The organism is Mesorhizobium sp. M1050 (genome assembly GCF_040318715.1).
Taxonomy (GTDB): Bacteria; Pseudomonadota; Alphaproteobacteria; order Rhizobiales; family Rhizobiaceae; genus Mesorhizobium.
Genome location: NZ_JAMYMV010000062.1, coordinates 19,565 through 34,726, shown reverse-complemented (window position 1 = coordinate 34,726; position 15,162 = coordinate 19,565). Strand labels below are relative to the sequence as shown.

14 protein-coding genes are annotated in these 15,162 nt (G+C 62.0%); 8 read left to right on the top strand and 6 right to left on the bottom strand.

Going from position 1 to position 15,162, the window contains the following annotated elements; all coding sequences use genetic code 11:
• Nucleotides 1–155: 155 nt before the first annotated feature.
• Entirely contained in the window at nucleotides 156–860 is a 705-nt protein-coding gene (locus tag NKH57_RS26380) for a glutathione S-transferase family protein (protein ID WP_352948654.1), read from the bottom strand.
• Nucleotides 861–965: 105 nt separating this feature from the next.
• On the opposite strand from NKH57_RS26380, the gene NKH57_RS26375 reads away from it, so the two are divergent.
• A complete protein-coding gene (locus NKH57_RS26375; protein WP_352948651.1) occupies nucleotides 966–1,328 on the top strand; it encodes a winged helix-turn-helix transcriptional regulator in 363 nt (120 codons plus the stop codon).
• A gap of 71 nt (nucleotides 1,329–1,399) precedes the next feature.
• Nucleotides 1,400–1,915 (top strand): CAP domain-containing protein, encoded by a 516-nt coding sequence (locus tag NKH57_RS26370; RefSeq protein ID WP_352948649.1) that lies wholly within the window; start codon nucleotides 1,400–1,402, stop codon nucleotides 1,913–1,915.
• 68 nt (nucleotides 1,916–1,983) lie between these two features.
• Here the strand turns inward: NKH57_RS26370 and NKH57_RS26365 are convergent, their stop codons facing one another.
• From NKH57_RS26365 to NKH57_RS26350, 4 genes are all read right to left on the bottom strand, one after another.
• Nucleotides 1,984–4,665 (bottom strand): EAL domain-containing protein, encoded by a 2,682-nt coding sequence (locus NKH57_RS26365; protein WP_352948646.1) that lies wholly within the window; start codon nucleotides 4,663–4,665, stop codon nucleotides 1,984–1,986.
• Between the two features lie 434 nt (nucleotides 4,666–5,099).
• Nucleotides 5,100–6,632, bottom strand: coding sequence for a DHA2 family efflux MFS transporter permease subunit (locus NKH57_RS26360; protein ID WP_352948643.1), 1,533 nt, complete (start codon nucleotides 6,630–6,632; stop codon nucleotides 5,100–5,102).
• Between the two features lie 306 nt (nucleotides 6,633–6,938).
• On the bottom strand, nucleotides 6,939–8,123 hold the full coding sequence (locus tag NKH57_RS26355; protein ID WP_352948640.1) for an HlyD family secretion protein: 1,185 nt from the start codon (nucleotides 8,121–8,123) through the stop codon (nucleotides 6,939–6,941).
• Entirely contained in the window at nucleotides 8,120–8,599 is a 480-nt protein-coding gene (locus NKH57_RS26350; RefSeq protein ID WP_352948637.1) for a MarR family winged helix-turn-helix transcriptional regulator, read from the bottom strand. Before NKH57_RS26350 ends, NKH57_RS26355 begins: the two co-directional genes overlap by 4 nt.
• Before the next feature lie 215 nt (nucleotides 8,600–8,814).
• On the opposite strand from NKH57_RS26350, the gene NKH57_RS26345 reads away from it, so the two are divergent.
• Genes NKH57_RS26345 through NKH57_RS26320 form a run of 6 tightly spaced genes read left to right on the top strand, consistent with a single transcriptional unit; the run spans nucleotide 8,815 to nucleotide 14,612 of the window.
• Complete coding sequence (locus NKH57_RS26345; protein WP_352948635.1) at nucleotides 8,815–9,423, top strand: CDP-alcohol phosphatidyltransferase family protein; 609 nt, start codon at nucleotides 8,815–8,817, stop codon at nucleotides 9,421–9,423.
• Nucleotides 9,424–9,462: 39 nt separating this feature from the next.
• The gene (locus NKH57_RS26340; protein ID WP_352948632.1) at nucleotides 9,463–11,247 is read left to right on the top strand and encodes a bifunctional alpha/beta hydrolase/class I SAM-dependent methyltransferase; all 1,785 of its coding nucleotides are present in this window, start codon (nucleotides 9,463–9,465) and stop codon (nucleotides 11,245–11,247) included.
• Nucleotides 11,248–11,252: 5 nt separating this feature from the next.
• The gene (locus tag NKH57_RS26335; RefSeq protein WP_352948630.1) at nucleotides 11,253–12,578 is read left to right on the top strand and encodes a phosphatase PAP2/dual specificity phosphatase family protein; all 1,326 of its coding nucleotides are present in this window, start codon (nucleotides 11,253–11,255) and stop codon (nucleotides 12,576–12,578) included.
• The gene (locus NKH57_RS26330) at nucleotides 12,575–13,018 is read left to right on the top strand and encodes a hypothetical protein (RefSeq protein WP_352948627.1); all 444 of its coding nucleotides are present in this window, start codon (nucleotides 12,575–12,577) and stop codon (nucleotides 13,016–13,018) included. The genes NKH57_RS26335 and NKH57_RS26330 overlap by 4 nt, the downstream gene beginning before the upstream one ends.
• Nucleotides 13,015–13,677, top strand: a complete 663-nt coding sequence (locus NKH57_RS26325; protein ID WP_352948624.1) for a lysophospholipid acyltransferase family protein — start codon at nucleotides 13,015–13,017, stop codon at nucleotides 13,675–13,677. Before NKH57_RS26330 ends, NKH57_RS26325 begins: the two co-directional genes overlap by 4 nt.
• Entirely contained in the window at nucleotides 13,677–14,612 is a 936-nt protein-coding gene (locus NKH57_RS26320; protein ID WP_352948622.1) for a phosphatidate cytidylyltransferase, read from the top strand. Before NKH57_RS26325 ends, NKH57_RS26320 begins: the two co-directional genes overlap by 1 nt.
• A gap of 34 nt (nucleotides 14,613–14,646) precedes the next feature.
• Here NKH57_RS26320 and NKH57_RS26315 read toward each other — a convergent pair whose 3' ends face one another.
• Nucleotides 14,647–15,030 carry a hypothetical protein gene (locus NKH57_RS26315; protein ID WP_352948620.1) on the bottom strand — a complete coding sequence of 128 codons (384 nt, stop codon included), beginning with the start codon at nucleotides 15,028–15,030 and terminating at the stop codon, nucleotides 14,647–14,649.
• Between the last annotated feature and the right edge of the window lie 132 nt (nucleotides 15,031–15,162).

Sequence of the window (15,162 nt, the reverse complement as noted above, 5' to 3'; positions counted from 1 at the left end):
AATCTTTTATTCCTGACGATCTCGGCGAGCTTCCCCCACCGCCGCGGGGGGGGGTGGGGGGGGAGCCCGGCCCCCCCCGGGCCCGCCCCCGCGCTACGGGCGCCGGCGGGCGCCCGCCGGGGGGGCGCCGCGCGGTTGATAATACCTGAAGCGCGTCAGGCAGCGAAGCGATCGATCACCTCGGCCAGCGGCACATGGCCAAGGCAGGCGCCCGAACCAGCAGGGCTTTCGCCATCCTCGACAGCCAGAGCATATCGCACCACCGGTTCGGCCTCGATGCTTCGGCGCAACCCGGCCAGCTTGGGATAGGCAGCGCCGTCGATCGCCTGGTGGAACTCCGCCCATCGGGCGACGCCAATCATGGTGGTATCCGCCAGCGTCAGCCGATCGCCGACCAGAAAGTCCGTATCGGTGATCATAGCTTCAAGGCGGTCATGGCGTTCGGCGACGGCCTTGCGGCCGAAGTCGCGCAAAGCCGCCTTCAAAGCCGGTTCATCCGCGGCCATTTCCAATGCTACCCAGAGCGGGCTGAAGGCAGCGGTGAACCCGGTGTTCACGAAGGCCATCAGCTGATGCATGCGGTCGGCTTGCGGCGTGCGCGGGTCGAAGCTGATGCGACGTTGCGTGTCGCGGGCTTCGAGCCACGCGGCGATAGCCATGGTCTCGGTCAGCACCACGCCTTCGTCGGTGATCAAAACCGGTGTTTCCTGACGGCCGTTGATGCTGGCATAGGCATCGTTCTTCATCTCGGTGAGCATGTCGACGCGACACAGGCGATAGGGTTGCCCGACGCGTTCAAAGGCAGCGACGAGCCCCATCGAGCTTCCCGCCGGGAAGCCATAAAGGAGGATAGGTTCCATTGTTTTCTTCCATGATTGAAGGGATCACGCCGCGCAGCGAAACTTGACCCTAAACGCTGGTCGCCCCATGTAAATTACGCACAATTCTGTAACCAGGGACCACCCATGAAAGACGTCGTCTCACGCTGCCCGATCGAAGAGACCATGCGCGTGCTCAGCGGCCGCTGGCCCACCTTGCTGCTCTATTATCTGAAGGACGGGACCAAGCGGTTCAGCGACCTGAGGCGCGACAACCCAACCGTCTCGCATCGCATCCTGGCGCTGGAACTGCGCAAGCTGGAGGACGCCGGTATCGTGCGGCGGACGGTGTATCCGGGCTATCCGTTGCGCGTTGAATACGATCTTACCGCGCCGGGTCGCAGGCTTGTGCCGCTGATCGATGCACTCGGCGCCTGGTGGGTGCATACGGAGAACGATCGGACGGGCGGTAATCCAACCTCGGACGTAAATCTCGATACCGCCGCCTAGGATCGCCGATTCTACCGCGGTTTTCGGCCCCTGCCCGGCAAAAGCCATGATCGCCACTATCTCAGGTGGGCATGACCATTGCCAAAATCGAAAACCACCCGATCCCGAATCTGAACAGGCGCATGCTGCTTAAGGGCGCTGGCCTCGCAGCCCTGGCCGGGCTCGCCGCCTGCAGCACCGTTTCGCTGCCGACCGGCGAAGGCGCCGGGGTCTCCTCATCCGCCACCGGCACGTTGGCCGGCATCCGCTCTTCGGCCGGGCTCGCGGCGCTGACCCCCGACCGGCAACTCGAACAGGCCGCCCTGCAGCAGGCGGGCTATATGGCGCAACGCCGTCGCATGAGCCACACCACCGGCTGGGGCAAGGATTTCGCCTCGCGCGTCAAAGGCAATGGCATTGCGGGTGCGGCGGCCGAGAATATCGCCGAAGGCCGTTTCGACCTGCAGAAGCTTTTCGATATCTGGGTGCATTCACCCGGCCATCGCCGCAACATGCTTGACCCGCGCTTCACCCGCTTTGGCCTTGCTTATGTGCGCGACGGCAGCGACAGCGATCTCCGCTACTGGAGTCTGGTGCTCGGGAAATAGGAGCAGGCGTGTCGCCGTCGGCCGCTGGCTTTTTCGTCAAGCTGCGCGGCAGACCGATGGCTGATCCGTCAATCCTTGAGGTTGAGCAAGGTCCCGATGTCCCGTGCGGAGACCGGTTTGCTGAAGTGATAGCCCTGCATTTCATCGCAATTGTTTTTGAGCAGGAAGGCCACTTGATCGTCCGTTTCGACGCCTTCGGCGATAACCCGCATATTCAGCTTTTGACCCAACGAAATCACGGCGCTGGCAACGGCCTGATCGTTTTCGTCTTCGGCGACGTCGTTGATGAAAGATTTGTCGATCTTCAGCCGCGCAACTGGAAACGCCTTGAGTGCGCTGAGGCTGGAATAGCCCGTCCCGAAATCGTCGATCGAGATCTGAACGCCAAGGTGTTGCAGTTCGTTCATCGTCGCGACCGCCAATTCAATGTCCTGCATGATGAGGCTTTCAGTCAACTCCAGCTCCAGATAGCTTGCCTCCAGGCCGCTCTCCTGGAGTGCATTGACGACACGTCCGACCAGGTTCTTTTCCCTGAATTGCCGTGCCGACACATTCACGCAAACCGTCATCGGCGGCAGACCCGCATCCTGCCAGGCTTTGTTCTGTCGACAGGCTTCGTGCAGAACCCAATCGCCGATCGGCACGATCAGACCTGTCTCCTCGGCCGTAGGAATGAAACTGGTCGGCGCTACCACACCCAGTGTCGGATGGTTCCAGCGTATCAACGCTTCCACCGCGAAGACGCGCCCCGAGCGAAGATCAACTTGCGGCTGGTAGAGCAGCGCGAATTCCGAGGCGGCCAGGGCGTTTCGCAACTCCTCTTGAAGCACGAATTTTTCATGAGCCTTCGAGTTGAATTCGGGAGCGTAGAATTGGAAATTGTCGCGGCCGAACTCTTTCGCGCGATACATGGCTGCATCCGCATTGGCCAGGAGTGTTTCCGGGCTCGCCCCATCCTTGGGATAGTTCGCGATGCCGATGCTGGCCGTTGTTCGTAGCTGATGCTCTCCGAGATGGACCGGCTCTGCAATCGCGGCGCGGATCTTATGCAAGCTCTGGGAGATGAGATCGACATCCGTGGGCTGGTCGAACAGGACGATCACAAATTCATCGCCGCCAAGTCGCACGACGGTGTCGGTGGCCCTTACGCATTCGACCATACGGCTGGCGACGGTCCTCAGGAGCTCGTCTCCGGCATTGTGGCCGAGCGTGTCGTTGACGAGTTTGAAATTGTCCAGGTCGATGAACACCAGCGTCACCCAGCGATCGTATCGCTGCGCGTACAAGATGGCTTGAGAGAGCCGGTCCTCCAGCAAAGCGCGATTAGGAAGCCCAGTAAGCACGTCATGATTTGCCATGAAGTGGATTTGGTCTTCAGCCAGTTTGCGCTCGATCGCTATACCGCCGATGCGGGTCGTGAAATCAATCAGCCGGGTCTCGGCCTCGACCGGTAAACGCACCGTCATCGAATACATTGCAAAGACACCCAAGACCGCGCCCTGATGCGACAGGATCGGGGTCGACCAGCAAGAACGATAGCCGTACACCGCCACCAGTTGGCGGTAATCCTCCCACAGCGGATCTTGCATGACGTCGGCGACAATGACTGGCTCCCGCCGATAGACGGCGGTCCCACAAGATCCGACCTTGGGACCGATGGCGACGCCATCGATGGCGTTCGTATAGCCTTTCTCCAAGCTCGGCGCCGCACCGTGCCGCAAATGGCTGCCGTGCTTGTCGAGGAGCAAAACGGAACCGAATATGCCCGTCAGCTGGGATTCCACGAGTCGCATGAGGCGGTCGAGCACGTCCTCGAGCGGGGCGCTCATCGCGATCATTTCCAGGATTTGAGCTTGCCCGTTACGGAGGACGTCGGCTTGCTTGCGGGCAGTGATGTCGTGGGCGATGCCAATCAGACCGAATATCTCATTCTTGACATTGCGCAGCGGAACCTTCGTCGACGAGAACCACTTGCCGGTGCCTGACGCATCGACAACAAACTCCTCCTCGTCGATCATCGGCTGTCCGCCGGTGAGGAGGTTCTGTTCGATCAGGCGAAATTTCTGTGCAAGTTCGGGAGCGTGGACATCAAAGTCGGTCAAGCCGATCATGTCGCTTGTCTTGTCCCGGCCACTGTCGGATGCAAGGGCCCTGTTGACCACGACGAAGCGGCTTTCGGTGTCCTTGACCCACAGATAGCCGGGCACCCAGTCGATCAGCGTTTGCAGCGAGATGCGTTCATCGACAATCTGGCGATTGGCCGCGAGTTGCGTAATGTCCTCATGCGTGGAAACCCAGCCGCCGTCGGGCATAGGTTGGTGGCAGACCTGAATTGTCCGGCCATCGGCGAGGTTGGCGGTCCAGATTCTTGAAGTAACACTCGAATTGACCGACCGGGCCAATGCTAGATAGGCGTCGGCGGCCATAGCGGATGTTCCGGCAGCGACGCGTCGGTCGACGATTTCACCCAGTGTCAGGCCCGGCTGCAATTGTTCCACCGCAATGCGGTAGATCTCCGCGTAGCGACGGTTGGACAAGATCAGACGTTCATCGGCGTCGAAAAAGCAAATGCCTTGCGATATGTTGTCGATCACCGTCTTGAAACGGAGCGCCTGGCCTTGGAGTTCGACGATCGTAGCTCGAAGCTCGTGCTCGAGGGTTTCGTAGGAAGCCGTGGCTAGTTTTGCCAGTGTGGCCAGACCGGTCGACTCGGGCACCTCGATGGCTAGCCTGGATGATTTCGTGACCAAACAGAGTTCCTCCGATTTGGCGTCTGGCAGAAATATCACTCGCCTGGATGGAAAGTCCGCCCATAGTATTACGGACATACTAATGACAGATGAACCGGATCGAATTCGGCGCCGCGTAGCCTGAATACCTGAAGCCAAGGGCTGTCCTCGAACCCTCCATCTAGCTCCCGGACCCGGTATTCTTCAACATCAGGACGAACTTGGTCGACACCGCCCGGAGCGATCGCCACTGCGCCATCCGCTACTGGGATAGTTGAGAATGCAAGCTGCATATTCATAAATCTCCAGACTGGTTGCCATGGAGACTTACAACCTCAAGCGCAACGGCATCTAACGCATGTCGCTCAAAAAGTAGCCCCGGCTTGAGACAACGACATGCATAGAAACCAGACACCTAAAACGCGTCACATGAATCCGTTTCGACGCGATGCGCTTCAGTCCATATGCGCGGCTGGTGCGCCACCGGCCGCCGCCTGCCTTGGCTTGCGCAGCAGGAACACAAATGGGATGGCAAGCAGCGTCATCACCATGAGTATTTTGAAGTCGTTGACGTAAGAGATCATCATCGCCTGGAGGTTGACGATACGATCGACCTGCGAAAGCGCCATTGGATCGCCGCTTGCGGCCGCCGGAGAGGCGGCCCAGAGATTTGGGTTGAACGGGTTGATGAAGGCCGAAAGCTCGGTGTGATTGACCTGCGTGTTGCGCACCATCAGAACCGTCACCACCGACACGCCGATGGACGAGCCGAGATTGCGCACCAGGCTGAACAAGGCCGTGGCATCTGTGCGGAAGCGCACGTCAAGCGTGGCGAAGGCGACGGTCGACAGCGGCACGAACACCATTCCCATGCCCAGGCCCTGGATGACGCCAGAGCTGAGGATCAGCCAGTTGTCCATTTGAGGCGTGAAACTGGACATGGTGTAGAGCGACTGCGCGGTCAGCAGGAAGCCAATGACGACGAGGATCCGGGCGTCGATCCTGCTCATGAGCCGTCCGACGACCAGCATCGAAATCATCGTGCCGACACCGCGCGGCCCCAAGACGACACCGATGGTGACGGTCGGATAGCCGAAGATGGTCGACAGCATCGGCGGCAGCAGCGACATCGAGGCCAGGATGAGCACGCCCATGACGAAGATGAATGCCAGCCCGGTCACGAAATTGCGGTCGAGGAAGATCTTCGGGTCGATGAAAGGACGTTCCGCCGTCAACGTGTGGATGATGAACACCCAGAATCCGGTGATCGAAAGAGCAAGCTCGATCCAGATCTCGATCGAAGAAAACCAGTCGACCTCGCCGCCGCGGTCGAGCAGCAGCTGCAGCGCACCGACACCGAGCGATAACATGGCGAAGCCGAAGAAATCGAAGCTGCGCACCCGCCGGGCAACCGCCGGCAGATAGGCGGCCATGCCGAGGAAGGCGATGATGCCGACCGGCAAATTGATGAAGAACACCCAGCGCCAGTTGAAATTCTCGGTCAGCCAGCCGCCGAGCGTCGGGCCGAGGATTGGCCCCAGCATGATGCCGGCGCCCCAGATGGCCATTGCCTGGCCGTGGCGTTCCCTGGGGTTGATGTCGAGCAGGAAGGTTTGCGACAGTGGCACGATGGCGGCGCCGAACACACCCTGCATCAGCCGGAAGAACACTATGCTCTCCAGGCTCCAGGCGATACCGCACAGCATCGAGAACACGGTGAAGCCGACAACCGCCCCCAGGAACAGTTCCTTGCGGCCGAAGCGGTCGGCCAGCCAGCCGGTCACCGGCGTCATGATGGCGGCGGCAACGATGTAGGAGGTCAGCACCCAGTTGATGTTGTCGGGCGAGGCGCCGAGATCGCCGGTCATGGTCGGCAACGCGACGTTGGCGATCGTCGTGTCGAGCGCCTGCATGATCGTCGCCAGCATGAGCGCGACCGTGATCAGGCCGCGATGCGGCACTTCTTTGAAGGGTTCGGGCGTGCTCATGACGTGGAACTTCCAGCAGGTAACAAAAACGTGTACAACGGGTTTCCGGGCGGCAACGCCTTCCGTTGAGAGACCTTCATCGCGGTGGGACGCGATTATCGATGTGGGGGTTACATCGACTGAAAGTCTCTGATGAGCGGATGGCTGCCGCCCGGAAACATGAGGACCGACGGGTCCGTGCCGAAGATTTCAGATGCCGGTCAAGCCGCGACGCGGCCAAGCCCAGACGCTGATCCTTCCAACTCCTCCATCAGCCAATCCTGCTATTCGCTTCCACCCGCGGGTCCGCACGGGTGACTGCGGACTTTACTGCGCGGCCTCGCCAGCCGTGGCGTGACCGAAGATCGAGGGCAGTCCCCGCGCCACGCCGGTGTCGACGGTAACGGTGGCACTCATGCCGGTGCGCAACGCCATCTTGGCGTCGGCATCGGTCAGTTCGAGGCGCACCGGAATTCGTTGCGTGACCTTGACCCAGTTGCCGGTGGCATTCTGGGCCGGCAGCAGCGAGAATTCGGCTCCCGTGCCGGCGCCAATCGCCTTGACCGTCGCCTCGAAGGTACGCCCCGGATAGGTGTCGACCACGATATCAGCCTTCTGCCCGGGCTTCATGTGGGTGAGCTGTGTTTCCTTGAAATTGGCGGCGATCCAGGTGTCGCCGGTCTCGACCAGCGAGAACAGCGGCGTGCCGGAACCGACATACTGGCCGACCTTGAATGAGGAAGCCTGGCTGATGACGCCGTCGGCCGGCGCCTTGACCGTGGTCTGCGCCAAGTCGTAGGCCGCCTTGTCGCGTGCGGCGAGTGCGGCCATCACCGACGGGTGCTTGTCGGTCTCGATGTCGGGATTGCCGCCAAGGGCTGCCTTGGCGCTGATGATACCTTGCTCGGCGACGGCGAGCTGCTGCCTGGCCTTGTCGAGATCGTTCTTGGCTTCGTCCAGCGACGACTTGGCGTTGATGCCCTTCTGGGCAAGGTCGGCGGCGCGGTCGAACTGCGACTGGGCGAAAGCGACTTGACTGGTGTCGGACTTTTGCTGAGCCATCGACTGGCCATAAGCCGCGCGCAGCTGCTCGACATTGAGGCGCGCTCCCGCCACCGCTGCGTCGGCCTGGGCCAAGGCGATCCGGTAGGGCTCGGGGTCGATGGCAAACAGCACGTCACCCTGCTTGACCAGCTGGTTATCGGCGATGTCGACCTGAACGATACGGCCGGCCGTGTCGGAAGCGATCGACACCTTGGCCTGCTGCAGATTGGCGTTCTCCGTCTCCTGGTAGCGGCCGCCGGTGACCCAGACATAGCCGCCGCCGACAGCGAGTGCTGCAGGCAGCGCGACCATCAGCAGAAAGCGACCCAGCCGGCGCTTCTTCTTCACTGGCGCCGGGGCCGGCTGCACCGGAGGAGCGACCGTCACCGGTGCGGCCACGGCCGGCTTTTCCGGCGCTTCCATTTCCAGCTCGGTCACTTTGTCGTCTATCTTGGCTACCGCGTTCATGCTGCTGTGCCTTCTGTAGTCTTCACTTTTTCAATGGATGGCGTCTCGTCGTCGGTCAGGTTCCGGACCATCGCCTCAAGCCCCTCGATGAGGACACGACGGGCTTCCGGCTTCACACCGACCAGCGATTCCTCATAGACTTCCCCGGCAATGCTCTTGATCACGGCGTAGGCTTCGCTCGCCTTGGGCGTCAGGAAGATCATGCGGACGCGGCGATCGGTGGCGTCGGGACGACGCTCGATCCAGCCGCCCTCCTCCATGCGATCGACCAAGCGAGAAACGCTGATCGGCTCGATTTCGAGAAGTTCGGCCAGCCGCGCCTGCGCGACGCCATCTTCCTTGGCAACGCGGACCAGAAGCCGCCATTGCGCCGAAGAAAGCCCCAAGCCACTGGCCCTCGCCTCGAAGCGCTTGCGCATCAAGCGCTGCACGTCGTGGATCAAGAAGCCCAATCTGTCGATACCATTGGAAACCATGAGCCGGATATATAATAAGCGTGCTTACTATTCAAGATGCCGCGTTGCACAAGAAGCCGGCAAATGCGCACGACAGCCATGCGATGCGGTCATGGTTAGCGATTGGTGAGCGCCTGGTCGCCATGCCGGTCGGCATAGCCGCTTCGCCACCTCATGCTGGTCGTGTCTGACATATTGTTGTACAGCCTTTGGTCAGGATCGGGGGATCAACGACAATGCCGACGCTTTACGCTCTCAAGCCGGCTTTCCAGGGACGACTGCGGCCGCTGGTCAATCGGCTGGCGGCGATCGGGGTTACCGCAAACAGCATAACTATCCTGGCGGCGTTGATGTCGATGGCTGCAGGGGCGGCCATAGCGGTTCTGCATGAATTGCGCTGGCTGATGTTGCTTGTGCCCGCGGTGATGTTCGTGCGCATGGCGCTGAATGCCGTGGACGGCATGCTGGCGCGGGAACATGCGCAGGCCTCGACGCTCGGCATGTATCTGAACGAGATTTGCGACGTCGTTTCGGACCTCTCGCTGACACTCCCTTTTGCCGCCTTTCCGGAATTTGGCGCATGGGCCGTCATCGCCTTCGCGATATCGGCTGTGCTGACCGAGTTCGCCGGCGTGCTCGGCATCGCTGCGAAGGTCGGACGAAACTATGCCGGACCGTTCGGCAAAAGCGACAGGGCGCTGGCGCTGGGCGTGGTCGCCGTGCTGTACGCGGCCGGGCTCTGGCCGGCATCCATCGCGCCATTTGTGTTTCCGGCCATGGCAACGCTTTCGCTGCTTACCGCCATCAACCGGATACGCGCCGGCCTTATTGGCAGCGCCAGCTGAGCACGAGGGCTCGCCATGCCGCCAGAGGGAAAGACCGTAATGCACGAACCGATCGCCGCCGCGGCCAACGAAAGTCTTGAGCGGCAAGCGCAGGAGCGGGTCTTCCGCAGCCATGACGGGACGGAGATCTTCTACCGCTTCTGGCCGGCGGCTTTCGCCGATGCCAAGGGCGCGGTGGTGCTCTTCCATCGCGGCCATGAGCATGGCGGCCGCATGGCCCATCTGGTCGACGAATTGCGGATGCCGGACCATGCTTTCTATGCCTGGGATGCCCGCGGCAACGGCCGCTCGTCCGGCGAGCGCGGCTATGCCCCGTCCTTCTCGGCCCTGGTGCGCGACATCGACTGCTTCATGCGCGAGATTGCCGCCAGGGATGGCTTCGCCACGCAGGATATCGCGCTGATCGCGCAGTCCTTCGGCGCCGTGCTCGCGGCAGCCTGGGTGCACGACTATGCGCCGAAGCTGCGCGCCATGGTGCTGGCCTCACCGGCCTTTTCGGTAAAACTCTACGTGCCCTTCGCTAGGGAAGGCATCGCGTTGTGGCAGAAGATCAAGGGTCGCTTCTTCGTCAATTCCTATGTCAAGGCGAAATTCCTGACCCATGATCCCGTGCGCATCGCCTCCTTCGAGAGCGATCAGCTGATCACCCGGCCGATCGCCTCCAACATCCTGGTCGAGCTCTACCAGCACGCCGCCCGGATTGTCGCTGACGCCCGCGCCATCACCGTGCCGACGCAGCTGCTGCTCTCGGGCAGCGACTGGGTGGTGCGCCACGGCCCGCAGCACCAGTTCTTCGTCAATCTCGGCAGCCGTACCAAGGAACGCCATGTGTTGCCGGGTTTCTTCCACGATACGCTGGGCGAGCGCGACCGCGCGCAGGCCCTCGACCTGATCCGGCCGTTCCTGGCCAGGCAGTTCGCAGCACCGGACGCTCCGGTCGACCTGAAGCAGGCGGATATTGCCGGCTACACCCGCGACGAGGCCGACAGGCTTGCCTCGCCGCTCGCTCTGTTGTCGCCCAAAGGCCTCTATTGGGCATTTAGCCGTGCCTCCATCCGCATGGGCGCCTGGGTCTCGCAGGGCATGAAGACCGGCATCGCCACCGGCTTCGATTCCGGCTCGACGCTGGATTACGTCTACGAGAACGACGCGCGGGGGATTACGCCTCTTGGCCGCGTCGTCGACCGGGTCTTCCTGGAGGCCATCGGCTGGCGCGGCATCCGGCAGCGCAAATTGCATCTCGAAGAGCTGATCGGCGCTTGCCTGGCGACGCTCAAGGCGAGCGGGCGTCCAGCGCACATCCTCGACATCGCCGCCGGCCACGGCCGCTATGTTCTCGATGCCATCATGAAGGGCCCCGACCAGCCGGCGAGCGTGCGCCTGCAGGACTATTCCGACCTCAACGTCCAGCTTGGCCGCAAGCTGATCGCTGAACGGCAATTGCCGGCTGATGTCTCGTTCCAGCGCGCCGACGCCTTCGATGCCGACATGCTCGCCAAAGCCGATCCGGCGCCCGACCTCGCCATCGTCTCCGGCCTCTACGAGCTGTTCTCCGACAATGCGATGATCGGCCGCTCGCTCGGTGGATTGGCCCGCGCCATGCAGCCGGGCAGCCTGCTACTCTACACCAACCAGCCCTGGCACCCGCAGCTCGAGATGATCGCCCGCAGCCTGACCTCGCATCGCGGCGGCGAGGCCTGGGTTATGCGCCGGCGCACGCAAGGCGAGATGGACCAGCTTGTCGAAGCCGCCGGTTTCGACAAGCTCGACCAGCGCATCGACCAGTGGGGCATCTTCACCGTCTCGGTCGCGCGGCGACGCTGAACAGGATGGTGTCATCGCTTGCATCGACCGCACGCACTGAGCCCTATGGACGGGTGGTCGTCAGGGCAGCCCTTTGGCTGGCTTTCCTCGCGCCGTCGTTCTACCTCAGCTACGGCTTCGCCAACTGGCTGGCGTCGCAGCGCAACGATGTCGGCAGCATCGTGTTCTCTTGGGAACACAGCATCCCGTTCATCGGCTGGACCATCGTGCCCTACTGGTCGATCAACCTGTTCTATGGCCTGTCGCTGCTGCTCAACGACAACAGGCAAGGGGTCGACCGCCTGGCCGGACGTTATCTCACCGCGCAGATCGTCGCCGTTGCCTGCTTCATCCTGTTCCCGCTGACCGCGACGTTCGTGCGGCCCGCAACGACCGGGCTGCCGGGCTTCCTGTTTGCCGTGCTCGGCGGCTTCGACAAGCCGTTCAATCAGGCGCCTTCGCTGCACATCGCCCTGCTGGTGATCATCTGGGATCATTGGCGCCACCGGCTCAGCGGCTTTCTTCTGCCGCTCTGGCATGGCTGGTGCTTTCTGATCGGTGCCTCGGTGCTGACGACCTGGCAGCATCATTTCATCGACATCCCGACCGGAGCGCTGCTCGGGCTCTTTGCGATGTGGCTGTTTCCACCCAGCGACGCCTTGCCGTTTTCAGGCGCCCGGCTGACCAGCGATGCGAAGGCACGTCGGCTGGCGCTGTTCTATGCGCTGGGCGCCACCCTTGCGCTGGCCGGTGCCGCGCTCGGCGCCTTCTTTTGCGCCGTCGCGCTTCTCCTGCTTTGGCCGGCGCTGGCGCTGTCCATCGTCGCCTTCGCCTATGCCGGGGCCGGCTCAAAGGTGTTCCAGAAATCCGCCGATGGCAGCACCACTCTGGCAAGCCGTATTCTGCTCTTGCCTTACCGTCTCGGCGCCCGGGCAAACATATGGGCCTGGACGCGCAATCTTCCTCCCCAGGTGGAGGTTGCCCACGGCGTCTTTCTCGGGCGCTTTCCCACCGCAAGCGAGGCCAACGGCTTCGGCACGGTCATCGACCTCGCCGCCGAACTTGAGAAGCCGGCGGGAGCCGATTGCCGCTGGATCAGCTTTCCGATGATCGACCTGTTGCCGCCGCCGGCGGCGATACAACAAAAGGCGGCCAGCGCGCTGGAAAATGCGCGCCGCGATGGCACCGTGCTGGTGTGCTGTGCGCTCGGCTTCCAGCGGAGCGCCGGCGTCGTCGCCGAATGGCTGGTGGCGACCGGCAGAGCCCAGGCGCCGAGACTTGCCCGCGAGATGCTCATGGCAGCCGGCCGGCCGATTCATCTTGCCGAGACCACGGAGCGGACTTTGCCATGACCGGCAATGCCTACCAGGACCGCGTCGACCGCTTCGCCCGCATGCTGATCCAGCAGGCCGCGTGGCCGACCACACTTGTGGTGGCCGCAAATATCCTTGCGCCCCTTGCCGCCTCGGCGCGCGGCGCCTTCGAGACCTTGCCTGCGGCCCTCGCGCTGTCCACCACCGCCGCAAGTGCTGTCGCCGTGCTGGCGCTGTCGGCATTGCTGGCGTTCGACGCGCTGCTGTTCCGGTTGATGGCCAGCCATGAGGACGAGGTTAGCGGCGGCGCCGCGGTGGACGACATGTTGGGGCGCATGCGCCTGAAGCCCCTCCCGTCCACGACGCGCACGCTCGAAGACCGCATGGCCGGCACAGGCCGCTTGCTGTTCAAGCAGCGCGCGGCCCTGGCCCTGTTTGTCGCGGCACTTCTGGCGGCGGGTTTTTGGGCGCCGCGATGAACAGGCTTTCGCTGAAAACCTTCACCTTGCTGCAGACGGTAACCTCTGTCGGGCTCTCGGCGCTAGCCTGGATGGTGACCGGCGTGCGTCCGATCTGGAGCGGCAGCCTGCCATCCGACCGGCAACGTATCTACTTCGCCAACCACACCAGCCATGGCGACTTCATCCTGCTGTCGGCGTGCCTCAGCGAAAAGGAGCGCGCGATCACCCACGCGGTTGCCGCCGGCGAGTATTGGGGAAAGTCGCGGTTGCGCCGCTTCGTCGCGCAGGACATGCTGTCGTCGGTGCTGATCAGCCGGCAATGGACGAAGCCTGAAGAAAACCCGATCGAGATCATGCTCGCGGTTCTCGACCAGGGCCACTCGCTGATCCTGTTTCCCGAGGGCACCCGCAACATGACCGAGGAGCCGCTGCTGGCGTTCCGCTCCGGGCTCTACAATCTGTCGATGGCGCGGCCACAGGTCGAGCTGATCCCGTGCTGGATCGAGAACATGTCACGCGTGCTGCCCAAGGGACAGTTCCTGCCGGTGCCGCTGCTGTGCCGCGTCGTCTTCGGCGCGCCGGTGGCGGTTGGCCCGGGCGAAGAACGCCGTGCCTTTCTCGAGCGTGCCCACGCCACGCTCCTGGCGCTCAACCCGCGTCCCGAGCGAGACGATTGATGCGCTACGATATCTCCATCCTGATTATCGGCCTGCTGGCCGTTTTGACCACCGCCAGCACCGTCGCCGCCATACTCTCGGCGCGGGCGCCGAAGCCGCTGAGTTCGACGCTGGTCAATCTCACCCAGCGCATCAACGCCTGGTGGGTGATGGTGGCGATGATGACAGTCGCCTTCTTCTTCGGCCGCTACGGCATGACCATCCTGTTTGCGCTGATCTCCTTCGCCGCGCTGCGCGAATTCGTGACGCTGACGCATACGCGTCGCAGCGACCATTGGGTGCTGCTTGGCATGTTCGGCATCATCATACCGTTTCAATACTGGCTGGTGTGGACCGCCTGGTACGGGCTCTTCGTCATCTTCATCCCGGTCTATTGCTTCCTGTTGATGCCGGCCATCACGGCGCTGCATGGCGACACCGAACGCTTCCTCGAACGGATCGCCGCGCAGCAATGGGCGGTGATGATCGCGGTCTATTGCGTCAGCCATGTCCCTGCCCTGCTGACACTCGACGTGCCGGGCTTCGAAGGTCGCACCCTGTTGCTGATCGCCTTCCTGATCATCGTCGTGCAAGGCAGCGACGTGCTGCAGTACATCTTCGGCAAGCTGTTTGGAAAACACCGCTTTTCGCCGAACGTCTCGCCATCGAAAACCTGGGAGGGCCTGATCGGCGGACTGGTGTCGGCGAGCCTGCTCGGCGCGCTGTTGTCATTCGTGACGCCCTTCTCGCCGCTGCAGGCGGCGGCTGTGGCCTTCGTCGCCTGCTCGATGGGATTTCTGGGCGGGCTGGTCGCCTCGGCCATCAAGCGCGACCAGGGCGTCAAGGACTGGGGCCATCTCATCGAGGGCCATGGCGGCATGATGGACCGCACCGACAGCCTGGTCTTCGCCGCCCCGATCTTCTTTCACATCGTGCGCTATTTCTGGACGGTCTGAGTAAGCCGTCTGTAGCCGCCTCTCCAGAGTGAGCCTAAGCGTCTTCCGGCCGGTAGCTTATGACCGGCCGGAAAAACGCCTTGATGCACTTTGCGGACATAGTCTTCTCAAAATCTGTTTCGCCGTTTGCATCAGCCTCATCTTCGGAGGCCATCTGTTTCAGCCATTGCTCGTTCATTTCCGAAGCGCGATCAGAACACTCATCCATACCGTTGGATAGCGGTCCCACCACCTCACTGACCTTCGGGCCGACATAGGTGACAAGCCACAGCTTGTTGTCTGATTTAGCTTCAGGTTGAGGCAAATGCCAAACTTCGGGGAGTCCCCAAAACCAGCCAATTCCTACGAAGATCGACACCGGCACCATCGGGTAAAGCACCCGAAAAGCAAGTGACAGTGGATGATATTTTGGCCGCATAGGATAAAACCTCCACTCATCTATTTCTACTTGTACCTTCTCTGCGATATGCGACTCTTGTTAAGATTCCACAAAACGACTTTGGTATTTTGACTCAATTTCTGGAATAGCTTTTCTAATTTATACTTATCT

Excerpts from the sequence above, each read along its gene's own strand:
- NKH57_RS26380 (WP_352948654.1), bottom strand. The coding sequence starts at position 860 with ATGGAACCTATCCTCCTTTATGGCTTCCCGGCGGGAAGCTCGATGGGG.
- NKH57_RS26375 (WP_352948651.1), top strand. The coding sequence starts at position 966 with ATGAAAGACGTCGTCTCACGCTGCCCGATCGAAGAGACCATGCGCGTG.
- NKH57_RS26370 (WP_352948649.1), top strand. The coding sequence starts at position 1,400 with ATGACCATTGCCAAAATCGAAAACCACCCGATCCCGAATCTGAACAGG.
- NKH57_RS26360 (WP_352948643.1), bottom strand. The coding sequence starts at position 6,632 with ATGAGCACGCCCGAACCCTTCAAAGAAGTGCCGCATCGCGGCCTGATC.
- NKH57_RS26355 (WP_352948640.1), bottom strand. The coding sequence starts at position 8,123 with ATGAACGCGGTAGCCAAGATAGACGACAAAGTGACCGAGCTGGAAATG.
- NKH57_RS26350 (WP_352948637.1), bottom strand. The coding sequence starts at position 8,599 with ATGGTTTCCAATGGTATCGACAGATTGGGCTTCTTGATCCACGACGTG.
- NKH57_RS26345 (WP_352948635.1), top strand. The coding sequence starts at position 8,815 with ATGCCGACGCTTTACGCTCTCAAGCCGGCTTTCCAGGGACGACTGCGG.
- NKH57_RS26340 (WP_352948632.1), top strand. The coding sequence starts at position 9,463 with ATGCACGAACCGATCGCCGCCGCGGCCAACGAAAGTCTTGAGCGGCAA.
- NKH57_RS26335 (WP_352948630.1), top strand. The coding sequence starts at position 11,253 with ATGGTGTCATCGCTTGCATCGACCGCACGCACTGAGCCCTATGGACGG.
- NKH57_RS26330 (WP_352948627.1), top strand. The coding sequence starts at position 12,575 with ATGACCGGCAATGCCTACCAGGACCGCGTCGACCGCTTCGCCCGCATG.
- NKH57_RS26325 (WP_352948624.1), top strand. The coding sequence starts at position 13,015 with ATGAACAGGCTTTCGCTGAAAACCTTCACCTTGCTGCAGACGGTAACC.
- NKH57_RS26320 (WP_352948622.1), top strand. The coding sequence starts at position 13,677 with ATGCGCTACGATATCTCCATCCTGATTATCGGCCTGCTGGCCGTTTTG.
- NKH57_RS26315 (WP_352948620.1), bottom strand. The coding sequence starts at position 15,030 with ATGCGGCCAAAATATCATCCACTGTCACTTGCTTTTCGGGTGCTTTAC.